General features: G+C 35.3%; 12 protein-coding genes. 3 read left to right on the top strand and 9 right to left on the bottom strand.

Features of this window, described 5'->3' with window-relative positions; genetic code table 11:
- Positions 1-5: 5 nt before the first annotated feature.
- The gene (gene rlmF / locus ULVI_RS11120; RefSeq protein ID WP_082830866.1) at positions 6-881 is read right to left on the bottom strand and encodes a 23S rRNA (adenine(1618)-N(6))-methyltransferase RlmF; all 876 of its coding nucleotides are present in this window, start codon (positions 879-881) and stop codon (positions 6-8) included.
- A gap of 216 nt (positions 882-1,097) precedes the next feature.
- Here rlmF and ULVI_RS11115 point away from each other — a divergent pair, with 216 nt between their 5' ends.
- Positions 1,098-2,459, top strand: coding sequence for a DEAD/DEAH box helicase (locus ULVI_RS11115; protein WP_068593102.1), 1,362 nt, complete (start codon positions 1,098-1,100; stop codon positions 2,457-2,459).
- A gap of 84 nt (positions 2,460-2,543) precedes the next feature.
- Here ULVI_RS11115 and ULVI_RS11110 read toward each other — a convergent pair whose 3' ends face one another.
- Positions 2,544-3,149 carry a thioredoxin domain-containing protein gene (locus ULVI_RS11110; protein WP_068592811.1) on the bottom strand — a complete coding sequence of 202 codons (606 nt, stop codon included), beginning with the start codon at positions 3,147-3,149 and terminating at the stop codon, positions 2,544-2,546.
- Positions 3,150-3,266: 117 nt separating this feature from the next.
- Here ULVI_RS11110 and ULVI_RS11105 point away from each other — a divergent pair, with 117 nt between their 5' ends.
- Positions 3,267-4,538 (top strand): MFS transporter, encoded by a 1,272-nt coding sequence (locus ULVI_RS11105; RefSeq protein WP_068592809.1) that lies wholly within the window; start codon positions 3,267-3,269, stop codon positions 4,536-4,538.
- Positions 4,539-4,570: 32 nt separating this feature from the next.
- On the opposite strand, the gene ULVI_RS11100 is transcribed toward ULVI_RS11105, so the two are convergent.
- From ULVI_RS11100 to ULVI_RS11075, 6 genes are all read right to left on the bottom strand, one after another.
- On the bottom strand, positions 4,571-5,896 hold the full coding sequence (locus tag ULVI_RS11100) for a hypothetical protein (RefSeq protein WP_068592807.1): 1,326 nt from the start codon (positions 5,894-5,896) through the stop codon (positions 4,571-4,573).
- Positions 5,897-6,408: 512 nt separating this feature from the next.
- The gene (locus ULVI_RS11095) at positions 6,409-7,530 is read right to left on the bottom strand and encodes a PepSY-associated TM helix domain-containing protein (protein WP_068592805.1); all 1,122 of its coding nucleotides are present in this window, start codon (positions 7,528-7,530) and stop codon (positions 6,409-6,411) included.
- A 68-nt stretch (positions 7,531-7,598) separates the two neighbouring features.
- Positions 7,599-10,022: a TonB-dependent receptor gene (locus ULVI_RS11090; protein ID WP_068592803.1), complete on the bottom strand. Its 2,424-nt coding sequence runs from the start codon at positions 10,020-10,022 to the stop codon at positions 7,599-7,601.
- Positions 10,023-10,382: 360 nt separating this feature from the next.
- On the bottom strand, positions 10,383-12,026 hold the full coding sequence (locus ULVI_RS11085) for a hypothetical protein (RefSeq protein WP_068592801.1): 1,644 nt from the start codon (positions 12,024-12,026) through the stop codon (positions 10,383-10,385).
- Positions 12,027-12,401: 375 nt separating this feature from the next.
- Positions 12,402-12,776, bottom strand: a complete 375-nt coding sequence (locus tag ULVI_RS11080) for a hypothetical protein (protein WP_068592799.1) — start codon at positions 12,774-12,776, stop codon at positions 12,402-12,404.
- Between the two features lie 6 nt (positions 12,777-12,782).
- Complete coding sequence (locus ULVI_RS11075; protein ID WP_068592797.1) at positions 12,783-13,004, bottom strand: hypothetical protein; 222 nt, start codon at positions 13,002-13,004, stop codon at positions 12,783-12,785.
- Positions 13,005-13,221: 217 nt separating this feature from the next.
- Here ULVI_RS11075 and ULVI_RS11070 point away from each other — a divergent pair, with 217 nt between their 5' ends.
- Positions 13,222-14,496 (top strand): PQQ-dependent sugar dehydrogenase, encoded by a 1,275-nt coding sequence (locus ULVI_RS11070; RefSeq protein WP_068592796.1) that lies wholly within the window; start codon positions 13,222-13,224, stop codon positions 14,494-14,496.
- 57 nt (positions 14,497-14,553) lie between these two features.
- Here ULVI_RS11070 and ULVI_RS11065 read toward each other — a convergent pair whose 3' ends face one another.
- Positions 14,554-15,252 carry a ZIP family metal transporter gene (locus ULVI_RS11065; RefSeq protein WP_068592794.1) on the bottom strand — a complete coding sequence of 233 codons (699 nt, stop codon included), beginning with the start codon at positions 15,250-15,252 and terminating at the stop codon, positions 14,554-14,556.
- Between the last annotated feature and the right edge of the window lie 129 nt (positions 15,253-15,381).

Below are 15,381 nucleotides of genomic sequence, written 5' to 3'. Positions count from 1 at the left end.
AACGATTAAAATTTCCACGCTACAATCCTGCTGGTTTTATTCCCTTGATCCATTTTAAGGGTCTTATGTGTCGCACCAGCTTTATTTAATTGCTTGTATATTTTATTCAGATTATCTTTCTTCGAGACTAACGTAGTAAACCATCCTACCTGCGCTTTAAACCCGATGCTATCTTTAATCATTCGTTTTATAAAAAGTGCCTCGCCACCGTTACACCAAAGTTCATTTGCTTGACCACCAAAATTTAAAAGGATATCTTCTTTTTTATAATAGCCTCCTTCTGGTTTTTGTAAGTTTCTTACTTTTCGAAGATTTGCTTTATGCGCTTCTTCTTCAGAAGCATGAAATGGCGGATTACACATTGTAAAATCGAAATATTCGTCTGATTTAATAATGCCTTTAAAAATGTCTGCATTGTTCGTTTGTCTACGAATTTCTATTTTTTCTGAAAGTCCTTCTGATGATGCTACATTTTTTTCTGCGGAATGAACGGCGGTTTCATCAATATCAGACCCTACCATATTCCAACCAAAGATTCGTGCAGCAAGCAGGGGATAGATCGTATTGGCACCCACACCTATATCCAAACCACGTGTTTTACTATTATCTGAAGGTTTCTCCAAAAGGTCATTTATATGGTATAAATAGTCGGCACGTCCGGGAATAGGAGGGCAGAGGTATTGCTTCGGAAGTTCCCAATTTTGAATATTATAGAATTGCATTAGAAGTGACTTGTTTAACTGAAACACCGCGTCGGGGTCTGAAAAATCGATCGTTTGAGTGTTGTATTCATTTTCAAAAACATACGGTTTCAGTAAAGGATTAACTTCCTGAAGCGTTTTCATTGGATACGGTTCGTTATGAATATTATCTGAATGCATAAATAAGTGAATAAGTAGAAATGAAAATAATACTGTTTTGAAAATCTGGTGTACTACGATTTTTGGCAAATTCCATGTTGTAGTAGAACCTATCGGCTTCAATTATTTCAATTTTTATATTGAATAAAATAGAAGTGCTGTGTTTTCAATTCAAAGATAGCATATTGCCTTCCGAAGAAAGTAATAAATACCGTACTTTTGCCACAAATTCAAGCCATGGCCTCCTTTTCAGAATTTAAAATTTCTAAACAGTTACAAAACGCGATCGATGATCTTGGTTTCGAAACCCCTACACCTATTCAGGAACAAGCTTTCTCGGTGATTCGATCTGGGAAAGATGTGGTAGGTATTGCGCAAACGGGTACGGGTAAGACATTCGCGTATATGTTGCCCCTTTTACAAGGATTGCCTTTTTCAAACGAAATAAACCCGAGGGTATTAGTCTTAGTTCCTACTCGAGAATTAGTAATACAGGTTGTAGAAGAAATCGAGAAGTTTTCTAAATATGCTTCAGTTCGGGTATTAGGTGTTTTTGGAGGAACAAATATTAACCGACAAAAGGAAGCAGTAGAACAAGGAACAGATATAATAGTAGCCACTCCGGGTAGACTTTACGATTTGGTATTAAGTCGTGCGCTTCAGTTAAAATCGGTTCGTAAACTCGTGATCGATGAAGTAGATGTCATGCTAGATCTCGGATTTCGTTTTCAGCTCATGAATATTTTCGATCTTCTCCCAGATCGCCGCCAGAATATTATGTTCTCTGCAACTATGACAGATGAAGTTAATGCGTTGATACAAGATTTTTTTATTGGTCCTGAGACAATTTCGGTAGCCGTAAGTGGGACTCCTTTAGATAATATATCACAACAATGTTATCAGGTTCCTAATTTTTATACCAAAGCAAACCTATTAAAACATTTGCTTCAAAATGAAAAAGAATATTCTAAGGTATTGGTATTTGTTTCAAACAAAAAAAGTGCCGATCGTCTTTACATAGAAATGGATGATTATTTTGGTTCTGAAGTTGCGGTAATCCATGCAAATAAAACACAGAATTTTCGTCTTCGATCGATCGAAAATTTTAATAGTGAAAAAACAAGAATTTTGGTCACTACCGATGTAATGGCACGTGGTTTAGATCTTGATAAAATTTCGCATGTTATTAATTTTGACACCCCGAAATTTCCAGAAAATTACATGCACCGAATTGGTAGAACGGGACGTGCTGAAGAAGAGGGAAGTTCGCTTTTATTTTATTCTGAACACGAAACTGAAGCAAAAGAAGCTATTGAAACGTTAATGAACTATAAAATTCCGAAGGTAGAAATGCCTTCTGAAATAGAAGTTTCAAAACGACTCACACCCGAAGAACAACCTAAAAACTTAGAGCCTAATAATCCGCACAAACAACATGAAGAGGAAGCCGCAGGACCTGCCTTTCATGAAAAAAAGGAGAAAAATCAAAAAACAAATCAAGGGGGTTCTTACCAGCGTATTATTAAGAAAAAATACAAGAAACCGAAGACCAAAGGGGATAAAAACTATAACAATCGTAATAAGAATAAGAGGCGATAAAACATAAAAAAAGGTGGACGTTTAAACGTCCACCTTTTTCATTTAGAAACTATTTAAAGCTTTTGGTTTATTAGTTCGTATAAACTATTCTTCTTTATTTAATTTTTCGATAATAGCATCGTACGTTTCTAGATCTGTATAAAGCAATCCCCCCAAACTAATAACCGGAGTAGCGATGGTGTCGAGACCGGGTAATGCAGAAGACAGCTGTTCTTTCATTGCTGGCTTTTCTGCAAGATCATGCATTGTATAGCGATACTTGCTATTGTTTAATGAATGTATAAGTGCATCACATGTTGTACAATTCTTCGTGCGATACACTAATATGGGCTTTTTAGGATCGATTTTGATTGCCTCCGCAGGTTTTTTTAAAGCACGTCTTGAAAGACTGTCATTTATCTCTAAAGTATAGGTATAGTTTGGTTGTTTTCCCTTGGTAAGCATTAAGTTATGCATGTGGACTTTAGAGGCGGCAGGAACATGAATCCATCTGGGTTTCCCCTTGCTTTGTCTAAAATTGGTTCCTTCCACTTCGAGCTTGGCATCGTAATCGGTTAGTGTTTGATTTACGGCATACAGAAGCATACGATTTGCTACGGTTTCAGCTTCAATAGTAATAGGTTTATCTTGAGCATTACTTTGAAATTGAACACCGAATACGATTAATAATAGTACGATTCTATATCTCATTAGTTAGTTGTTTAAAAAACGAATATACTAAAATCTATCTTGGCGTACTATTGCCTGTTTCTATCTATTATTAAAACACATTACAATACCTTTGCGTTTAAAAGCTTGAAATTTTTTATGAAAAAGAACGATCCCTACGCTGCCCTTCGATTTCGAGAATTCAATATTTTTCTAATTGTTCGTTTTGCACTTGTATTTGCTTGGTCGATGCAATTTGTTGTTATAGAGTGGGAAGTGTATAGTATTACTAAAAGTGCACTTTCACTAGGAATTATTGGTTTAATGGAAGTTATTCCAGCGGTTTCGATGGCACTTTTTGCTGGGCATATCGTAGATCAAAAAGAAAAGCGAGGGCTTCTAATGTTATGCATTGCCGGGTTTTCTGTAATAAGTTTTGGTCTTTTTTTAATAACCTGGCCAGTATTTATAAAAGATCTTTCAAAAAATACAATATTATATAGTGTCTATGCATTGGTTTTTCTTGGAGGTATTGTACGTTCATTTATAGGCCCTACGATATTTTCTTTATTCTCTTTAGTGGTTCCAAAAAAAGTATTTCCAAATGCAGCTACATGGAGTAGTTCGGTATGGCAAATGGGAGCTGTGGTAGGACCTGCGGTGGGTGGATTTGCCATTCATTTGATTGGTGTTCATTGGTCTATGTGTCTTATTTTTGCACTTTCATTATTAGCATTGTTTTTCTTATTTCAAATTCCGAAGAAACCCATTTTAAATCCGAATTTAGGAGAACCAGTATTAAAAAGTTTGAAAGAAGGAATTCAATTTGTTCGTAATACGCCGGTAATTTTGGGTGCTTTGACATTAGATATGTTTGCAGTACTCTTTGGAGGTGCGGTAGCCTTGTTACCCATTTTTGCACAGGATATTTTGAAGGTGGGACCACAGGGTTTTGGGGTTTTACGAGCTGCACCAGCAGTAGGCGCGTTACTAATTATGTTTACGTCCGCCTATTTTCCATTAAATAAAAATGCGGGAATGAAACTTTTAGCTGCGATTTTCGGGTTTGGAATTTGCATTATTGTATTTGGAGTTTCTACTATTTTCTGGCTTTCGGTTGTAGCATTATTTCTAAGTGGTGTTACCGATGGAATCTCTATGATAATACGTCAAACTATTTTACAGTTACGAACACCCGATGCGATGCGTGGACGAGTAGCTTCTGTAAATTCAATGTTTGTAGGTTCTTCTAATGAGCTAGGGGCTTTCGAAAGTGGTCTTACTGCTAAATTAATGGGCACTGTTACTGCTGTCGTATTTGGAGGATCTATGACAATTGCTACGGTAGTTACTACTGGGGCGTTGTTTCCGAAGTTACGAAAGTTAGACCTTCAGAAGGACCTTGAAGCTCATGAAGCAGAGAATGAATAGATTATTTTTATTCAGAAATAATTCTTAATAAACTACAGTTTTATGCGTAATTCTCCTCCCGAAGTTTTATACATATCACCAGAAACCAGTCCACCAGAGCCTGCCGTACTGTCATTAGCGTAGGTAGGCAATCCCGAAAAGTTTACTGCTGTCGCTTTCATCTTTCCGTTTACCACGAATTTTTCAGTAATAGTTGCATTTCCTGTTCCTATTCCTACATGTCCTTGATCATCGATACGCATTCGATCTACGGCAGAAGCTCCTCCGTCTGGTGAAGTGGCAAAATCGATTCGTCCTGGCATATCGTTAGCTCCAGTACGATTGGTTGCCATGGTACCCATTTTAATTGCGGCAGCATTAATATAACGAGAACCATCGTACCCTTGAGCTTCCATATTGTAAAAATTGGGATTGGACTTGTTTGAAACTGCTAAAGGATGGTGTTTATTCCCTGCAGCACTACGTATATGAAAGCTTGTAATGTTGCTACCATAGCAATGCACATCTAGATCCGCATCGCCACCAAGAAGATTAGAACCATGAATTTCCAGCATTTCTGAAGGAGTAACCGTTCCGATTCCCACTGTTCCAATCGCTGTAATTCTCATTTTTTCTGTTAGGTCACCATCAACCAAAGTTCGGAATCTAAAATCTCCGGGAACAAGCGTACTACTATTATCGTAACTTGGATCAACTCCAAGGCTTAAAAGAGATCCAGTTACATATTCGGTTCCATTGTGAGCGAGTCCTTGAAAAGAAGTAATAACATCACCCGCACGAACCGCTTGTTGGTCTTCTTGAGTTCCGCGAGATTTAAATCCTAAAAATCCGAAACTGGCGGGATTATTTAAATAAGTATATTTTGCAATATCTCCGTTATGTACTTGAATTTTTCTAGAATTACCATTAGTTTCATCACCCACCAATGCATCGATTAGTAAATTACTACTGTCTGTGATATAAACATTGTTATCGATTCCTCTGGCGGTAACACCATCACTAAGAGTTCGTAATTCTGTACGTCCTTTTTCGGGATTGTTAAGCCAAATGCTCTCATAAGTAATCTTACTTTCTGTTACTAAATTTTCCCATTTTGATCCATTCCAATAGTAATAACCTGGTAGAATATCAGCTGTCGTTGCTATATTATATACAAGCATACTAACAACATTTCCACTTACAATGGTAGATTCATCGTTGGTTCCGGTTAAAGAAACTCGGGGAATTAAGATGCCATTATCATCTGCTACCACATCGAGGGCTGCATTAGGATTTGTGGTGCCGATACCAACCTGAGCTTGGGTTATCGTGAAAATAAAAAATAGAGAGGCTATACAAAGTAGGTACTTTTGTTTCATGATGTATAAATTTGGGTTAGTTCAAAACTAGCTCAAAATCTCAAGTAATAATGTTAAGGAAAATTCCTACAATAAGTTTTTTAACGAATATATTTTACAGTTTATCTAAAAATTTATTTAATGGATCATATGAGTTAATACCGGTAGACTAAAATGATTCTGGAGTTGTAAACTTCTATTAAAAAAAAATACTTTATCTGTAACTTCAAATAAGCTAATTTTTAGAGAGATAAGCATATGTGGCAAACTCTTTTATAAAAAATTTACTATGGAATCTTCTATAACTCCTCCTATAAACCTTTCATTGAAGCTGAAGTAATTACACGTGACTCCTACACATATGCGTGCTGTTGAGTAGCGAATGCTTAAAGATAATTAATAAATAGTGGTGATATAGTATTACTGAAGCGTTGCAATTGTAGTTACAAAAGTAAAGCTCCTAAAGAAAAAAAAGAATGGCTATTTTATCAGACATAATTTTATTAATGAGTTTGTGAATATTTAAAATTATCTCAACTTTTTTTATTTTTATAAGTACGACCATACCAAAGTAATGCTCCTGTTACAGGTAATGTTGCTGTTAATAGACTTACTAAAAAGGCTATGATTTTTCCTGCAATTCCCCCTATAGCACCAATATGAATGTCATAATTCATCCTCAAAATTTTATCTGCTAATTTACTGTCTTTATATTTTCCATAAATACCAGGGGTTTCGATTTCTTCTAAGGTATTTTGATCAAAAAATCGGTAATCTGCGTCGTAATACAATCCTTTGCTATTCGACACTTCTACATAAATACTTTCGTCTTTTGTGCTAGGGTAGTGCAATTCAAAAGCTTCAGCATTTGGCGATTCTTTCATTAACTTAATAATGAGCAGATCCATTGGAACTTTATCTTTACTATTATTTTGTTCGCTTACATTTTCGGGTATTACAAAAGCAGCCACTTTTTCACCACCAGTTGATTTGTATACAACGAACTTTAACCAGTTGTACGAAATCATTGATCCTGTAAAAGCTACAATTAATGCTAAACTGCATACATAAAACCCAACTACCGTATGTAAATCGAAGTTTTTACGTTTCCACCGTGTTGTTTTCTTCCAATTAAATTTAATGCGTTGTTTAAAATTTTTCCGCTTTTTAGGAATCCATAAAATAAACCCTGAAATTATTATAAGAATAAATAGTAGTATGGATGCCCCTACGACTTGTTCGCCAATTTCTTTAGGTAACCATAGGCGCATATGTCCTTTTAAGGTAAATGCAAAAAAGCCTGTTAGGTGATTGTCAACTTGAATCACCTCTCCAGAATAGGGATTTAAAAATACGCTTTGATAAAACTCTGGCTCTGCATCGTAAAAAATAACTTCTACAGCATCGTCTGCTTTTTTAAATAATGTCCCGTGTACCGTATTGTTAGGAAATACCTCTTCGGCTAGGTATTTAGCTTCAGTTGGTGTGAGTATAGGTTTATCTTCTGGTGCAACTTTTTTATAATCATCATAAAGACTTTCAATTTCATCTCTAAATGCCCAGCAACAACCGGTAATTGCCACTATAAATACGACAAGACCTGTTGTTAGACCTAATATTTTGTGCAATTGAAAGATAATTTTTTTGAAAGTCATATGGATGAATTTATAGAAAGAGCAATCTTTACTAAAAGTTGCTGTTTTTTAATTGGCAACTGGGCTAATTAAAATTGATATGAAATATTTGCCAATAAAGCTCTTGGCGTTTGTGGACTTATGGTCGTCCAACCCTTATAATACTCCTTGTTAAATGCGTTGTTTAGTTTTAAACCTAATCTATAATTGTTTGCTTGATAAAAAACTGAAGCATTAGCAATTGTATAACTTGGTAATATGAATTCTCCTGTAGATTCATAATTTATAGCAAACCGCTCACTTGATCCGTTAAGCCCTAAACCTAGACCAAACCCTTTCAAATTTCCTTCTTGAAATTCGTAATTTGCCCAGAAGTTATACGAAATTTCTGGCCCTGCTTCTAAAGGTCTGCGATTTAGTATTTCTGTATTGTCAGACTTAGTAGTTTCACTATGGTTTTTACTAAAACCAGCTCTAACGTTTAGTCCTTTTATTGGGTTTGCATTTAGTTCAATTTCAAATCCTTTGCTTACTACCTCACCACCTTGAATTTTGTTAAATGGAGATGATGGGTCTGTAATTACTCGGTCTTTAACTTTAATGTCGTAATAACTTATTGTAGCATTCAACCTGTTATTAAATACATTTGTTTTAACTCCAAACTCAAATTGGTTGGCTTGTTCAGGATCAAAAATTTGCAACGTTTGGGGGCCGTTTTCTGGGTTTCCTACTAATTGAGGAGCTACGTTAGTAAACCCATTTTGATAATTTCCGAAGATCGATACTTTATCTTTTATGGGTTGAAATAAAATCCCAAATTTCGGAGAAAATGTTGTTTGATCGTAATCATCTTCAATGTTAGATAGATTACCTTCATTATCAAATCGATCTAAACGTAAACCAACCATTGCAGAAAGATTCTCTGTAAAGTTTACTACATCTGAAGCGTACACACTGTAAATATGAAACTTAGATTTTATATTACTTACTCCCTGAGAAGCTAACACTGCATCAACACCAGAAGAGGAGAGAGGGAAGCTGGCTCCTTCTACTTCTGGAGTGAAAGGATTATCACCATTGGAACCCCCATTGGGAGTAATATTTCCATAAAACGCATAACCTGTACTATTATCTGTTTGAGTTTGGTTAAAATAATCAACACCTATTACAACTCTATTTCGAAGTGATGCTATTTTAAAATCTCCAATAAAATTTTGTTGTATATCTGTAGTTTGAGTATTTGCATTTTGTTTATTAATAAAACGAGAAAATGTATTTCCTCCCAAAATACCATAATCGAATAAATATGAATAATATCCCGAAGTTGATGTTGAACTCTTAGAAACTAAACTCTGTGACTGCCATGTGTCTGACAATTTATAATCCATCTCTATTCTATAGTTTTGAGTAGGATTTTCAAGAGTTAAATCGTTACTAGTAAAAGAAAGTTTATTATTATAACCCAACTCTTCTAAATTTGATGCTTCGGTAGGTGCACTTCTATTTAAAAATAAAAAAGTAGGATTTGTTTGTTCTGCCTGAGTGATTTCTCCGTAAAATGAAAAGGAGAGGTTGTTATTTACTTTGTAAGAAAGTGATGGTGCAACAAAGAAAGATTTTCTGAAACCCGCATCTTGAAAACTTTGCTCTGTAGTATACGCTGTATTTACCCTAAAATAGAGGTTATTTTCTTTACTTAAGGCAGTATTAAAATCACCAATGATTTGATTTAATCCATACGTTCCCGATGTAAATGAAACTTCTCCACCAGTACCTACATAAGGTTTTTTGGTTACTACATTAATTAATCCACCATAAGAACTAACAGCATTACCAAATAGAGTTGCAGAGGGACCTTTAAGAACTTCTATACGCTCAATATTTGCGGGGTTAATTGTTCCATTTGTTAATCCAGGTAGTCCGTTTACTAATTGTGGTTGAACAGAAAAGCCACGCAGCGAAAAATATCCAGCACCATCTCCACCTCGACCCGTTGAAGCCCATAAATTTTCTACCCCTGTAGCATTTTTTAAAGCATCATCGAAACTAGTAACTACTTGAGATTTCAGTAATTCTGTAGTCACTGTACTATATACTTGGGAGTTTTCAATATCTTTTAAAGGCAATTTAGATACATATGCAGTTTCTTTTCTTGAAAATTTGTTTCGTCGTTCGCCTTCGACCACAACTTCACTTAAAATTTCATTTCCTTCATATAAAATAATAGTTGGTAACGTAATTTCTTGAGCTTTTTTTACAGAAAATGAAATTTCTCTATTCTTAAAACCTAAATATGTAATTGAAAGTGTATACGCTCCATCGGTTAAATTTGTAATTATAAATTCACCGTTGATATTGGTTTGAGTTCCCTTTGTAGTATTTTTTATAAGAACATTTACACCCAAAAGAGGGGATTGATTGTTATCTGTAATTAATCCTGAAACCGTGCTTTCTTGAGAACATAGAATATTTGTGAATACTATAAATGATAGAAAAAGTAAATAATTTTTCATTTGTTTTTATTTAGACTTAATACAAATAGGTTTGTATTTTTGGCAAAACTATTCAGTATTTACTGAATAAACAAGCTATTTAAAATAAATCTAAATAAGAAAATATAACACGTTGATTGTCTGTGTTTAATTCAAAACATTTTTAGGAAACAACTAATAATTTAATTATTTGTTGGAAAGATAATTTCACTAAATACCTGAAAGGAAGGAATTATTACAGTTTAATAAAGATTAAAATACAGCCCACAATATTGGCTGAATATTATTAATTTGAAATAGGTGAGAAGTATTTAAAAAATTGTTTTAGCGAACATTATAAATAAATAATATCCTTATTCGCTTACAATGTAATTTTAATAATTATAGAACAATACGAACATCACCATCTGAAGTTTTGTACATATCTCCTGAAACAAGACCACCCGATAGAGCCGCACTATTATTCGCAAAGGTTGGAAGTCCAGAAAAATTAACTGAAGTAGCTTTAATTCTTCCTTGAACTACTAATTTTTCACTTATTACAGCGTTTCCAGTTCCAATTCCAACATGTCCTTGGTCGTCAATTCTCATTCGTGTAACTGCACTACTACTACCATCTGCAGAAGTATCAAAATCGATTCTTCCTGGCATATCATTAGCCCCAGTTCTGTTAGTAGCCATCGTACCCATACGGATTGCAGCCGCATTTCGATAGGCAGTACCATCATAACCTTGCGCTTCCATATTGTAAAAGTTTGCGTTAGATTTATTCGATACAGCCCTAGGGTTGGCTCGTGTTCCTGCAGCACTTCGAATATGGAATGATGTAATATTTGTTCCGTAACTGTGTGCATCAAAATCTGCATCGCCTCCAAAAGAATCGTTTCCGTGAATTTCTAATGCCTCTGTTGGGGTAGAAGTACCAATTCCTGTATGCCCATTTTTTAATATAGTTAGTGCATTATTATAGGTTGTAGTACCTCCTGAGCGAAATCCATTTCCAACGGTAAAAATTCTATCTGTCCCAACAGAAGTTGTTGTGCTTGATGGACTATAACGTTCATTATAAAGTCCTAGAACTATTTCGTTATAGGATTTAGATTCTAATCCATATCCAAATGCCATTGCATTGGTTGCAGTGGCATTATTTTGTGAACCAAAAGCAAATGCTCCCTCTTGAGTAGCTGTATTTGTAAACCCGATCGCGGCAGCATTTAAACCAGAAACTACATTAAGCCTCCCTAACGCAAGTGCATTTTCACCTGAAGCAGTACTTGTATTTCCTAATGAGATGGCATGCAGCCCTGTAGCTCTACTTGCAACAACCCCAGCAATACTGTATTGACCACTTGCCGTATTTCCACGTCCAAAAGTGGTTGCATAGTCTGCTGTTGCATTATTTAAATATCCAAAACTTGTAGCATTTATACCAGATACAATATTATTTCTTCCAAGAGATACTGCATACATCGCAGACGCTACTGTTTGTCGTCCCATAGCAATTGCATAGTTCGCACTAGCGGTAGTATTAGAACCCATTCCAATACTATAGCTCCCTCTATTTGATGTATCCCAGCTGTCTGTATTACTATATCCTACGCGCAAGCTACTCTGACTTTTATCGAATATAATTCTGGAGTCGTCATTAGCTGTAGTTTGATTGTCCATTTTATCGGTACCAACAGCAAAATCATCTTCCCTTAAATTTGTTGTATTATGAACAATTCCATTAGTGCTTTTAAATTCTCCACCTTTGGCCGCTATAGGTTCCCATGTCGTACCGGTAAAATACCAAAATCCTTCATCGGCATCATTTTGAAAAATAAGAAGTCCTTTTTTAGGATTTAAAATATTATTCTTATCATTTTCAGACATTCTCGGGATAAGAATACCTCCGCTTGTAGATGTTATGTCGAGCATGCTTGACGAACTGGGGTTGGATGTTCCAATACCAACTTGTGCGGTTGTACTAAGGATTGAAAAGAAAGCAAAACATAGTGAAATGCTTAAAGTAGAAATTTTCATAGGTTTAAAATTTGGGTATTTCAAAACTAATTTAAAATTCAGTATGATATTGTTAAGGAAAATTCCTACAATATGTTTTTAAACGATTTTTGGAGTAGTTTGTCTGATTTTCTTACTAATTGACTATATGAGCTAAATTTTAATGTCTAGAGAGGGTTAAAAAAATATTCTTTGGAATAATTAGACAACATTAGAATTTATTAGGAAATATTAATTCAACTCTATTTTAGTAGTATTAAGTAAATTAAGCTCTAATAGCTCAAAAAAAATTCATTGCAGAAAGATTGTACCCACAATGTAAAAAGATAAGATTAGTAATTACTGAAGCAAACGGAATTACCTTAATTAGCTAATAAATCGATGAATCTTCAAAATTTACATCTTTATTTTTAGTGTGCCGTCATTCGTTTTGTAGATATCTCCAGAAGTTAGTCCACCAGCCCCAGCTGCGGCATCGGATGCAAAAACTACAAGTTCAGAAAAATTTATAGACGTTGCTTTAATTTTTCCTTCAACTACTAGCTTTTCAGTAATGACGCTATTTTCTGTTCCTATTCCCACATGACCTTGTTCGTCGATTCGCATTCGATGTATGGTATTATTACCTCCATCGGGTGTTTTATCGAAATCTACGTAAACCTTAAGTACATGGATATAATAGCAAAATAATAGAGGGTTTCCTTTTAAATTATAAACAAAAAAGTCTTCAGAGATTCTGAAGACTTTTTCAATTATATGTATTTCGTACAAAGAGACTTACTTTTGTACAGAAGTTTTAAGTTGCTCATACTTTTCAGAAATAGAATTTTCAACATCAGAAACACCTTCTTTAAGCTTATCTCCTGTATTTTTAATTTTCGCTTTCATGTTTGCCTTTTCTTCAGGAGTAAGATTTTTATACTTCCAATAGGCAAGTGCTCCGCCTGCTAATCCTAATAATGCTAAAATTCCTGTTTTTTTATTTCTTGCGTTTTTCATAGTGATTTTTGTTTAAGTTAATTCTTCATTTAAACTTGATTGAATATAAGCAAAAGATGCGCCAACTCATTTTGTGTCAGATTATTTTGGCAAACATTTAGGTATTTATCTTCATGAAATCATAAAGTTTCTAAAGTGAGATCAAAATTTTTTGAAAAGAAATTATTTCTGAAAGATTTATCGTATTTTTTTGAAACAAATCACTAACTAAAAAAATATGAAAAAAGAAAAACTAATTTCACTAACGTTGATCGCGTTAACCGTATTGGCTGGATGTAAATCTAAAGTTTCGGAAGAAGAGAAGGAAATTATTGCTGCAGAAGGGGGAGATCGAGTTGAAACAGCTGTGGGAACACTCGAATTGGCTGCGCCTTACGCTTCAGAATCGGTTCAAAAAGTAAGTAAAATAATCCCTTGGCCCGAAGGAAAAACTCCCATTGCTCCAGAAGGTTTTAAAGTTACGCGCTTTGCCGATAGTTTAGAACACCCTCGCTGGACCTATGTTGCACCCAATGGTGATTATTTTGTTTCAGAAGCAAATACAAAAAACAGTGCTGACAGAATTACACTCTTGCGTGATACCGACAAAGATGGCAGTATCGATGAAAGCTATGTATTTTTAGAAGATCTAAATCAACCCTTCGGAATGTTAGTTTTGGGCACTAATTTTTATGTAGCTAATACCGACGGACTTTATCGCTATCCCTACACAGAGGGACAGACTAAGATCACTTCGGAAGGAGAAAAAATCGTTGAACTCTCTGCCAGTGGTTATAACAATCATTGGACTCGAAATATTATTACCAATAAAGCCAAAGATAAAATATACATTTCGGTAGGTTCTGCGAGTAATTACGGAGATCAAGGAATGGAAAAAGAAGTGAGGCGAGCCAATATTTTAGAAGTGAATACAGATGGTAGTGAAGAAATCATTTATGCTAGTGGATTAAGAAATCCAGTGGGTATGGACTGGAACCCCGTAACAGGAGAATTGTGGACCGCTGTAAACGAACGAGATGAATTAGGAAATGACTTAGTTCCAGACTACGCCACGAGTGTGAAAAAAGGAGGTTGGTATGGATGGCCATATAGTTATTACGGAGCTATAAAAGATCCACGTTGGAAAGATGAGCCTCACCAAGAAATGGTAGATAAAGCAATTATTCCCGACGTTCCGTTAGGAAATCATACTGCATCATTAGGATTAACCTTTTATACGGGAGACCAATTTCCTGCTTCGTATAAAAATGGGGCTTTTATTGGGCAACATGGCTCATGGAATCGAGCTGAATTTTCTGGATATAAAGTGGTGTTTATTCCATTTCAAGATGGAAAACCACAGCCACCAAAAGATTTTCTAACCGGATTTATTGCTAATGAAGCTGATAGTGAAGTTTACGGAAGACCAGTTGGTGTTACAGTGGCAACAGATGGATCATTACTAGTTAATGATGACGATGCCGGAATAATCTGGAAAGTGTCGAAAAAATAATATTTATAACAACACCATTTATTGTTTAGAAAAATCCGCAAAACTTTTGCGGATTTTTTATTTCCCGAGTGAATTTAAATAGAAGGCTAGAATTACACCTATTGCGGTGGCAATTCCAGATATATAATTATCTTCTTTATACGCTTTAGGAAATACTTCTATAGCCAGTGACGCCAGTACGGCACCCGCAGCAAAACAGCGAATATACGCCAGGGATTCCTTGGTTGCGCCATCTAGAAAATAATGTCCTGCAATAGCTGCAGCAGATAGAAGCAGGGCGGTAGCAACCCATAGCCAAAGAATCTTACCTTTAGAATGGTCGTTTTTAGACATTTCTTTTGCCCCTCCTGCGGCTTCGGGTAAATTAGATAAAAATATAGAACCTGATAATGCTGCTACCGATAAAGGATCTGCACCAATAAGCGCTACTCCTAAAGCGAGATTTTCAGGTATTCCATCTAGTGTGATGGCAGCTAAGAGTCCGCCACCACTATCACCTCCCCAACGTTGTTTTACTAGATAATCTAAACCTACAAATACAATTGCTCCTATTAAAACTAGTAATAATGCCCACGATAAGGGAGCATCATGTGTTGCGGGTTCTAAAAGTTCTAATATAGCTGAAACCATTAGCGCTCCACCAGCCAGGGCGACTAAAAAGCCTTCAGTTCTATTAGATAATTTACCGTAAATTCCCCAGAGCGCTCCAAGAATAAGCGCTCCCGAAACTACCACCACTACGATTAAAGTCATCATATTACTTTGTATGTATACTTTTTGTTTTCCTTAAATTATTATGCTGCTTTTAGCAGCAACGCAATGTTCTATCTTTTAATGCATTTTATAGAATTCTATTATAAAGGTATTTCATTTATTTAGGAAAGT

Source organism: Cochleicola gelatinilyticus (assembly GCF_001637325.1).
Taxonomy (GTDB): domain Bacteria; phylum Bacteroidota; class Bacteroidia; order Flavobacteriales; family Flavobacteriaceae; genus Cochleicola; species Cochleicola gelatinilyticus.
This window is presented reverse-complemented; position numbering and strand designations above follow the sequence as displayed.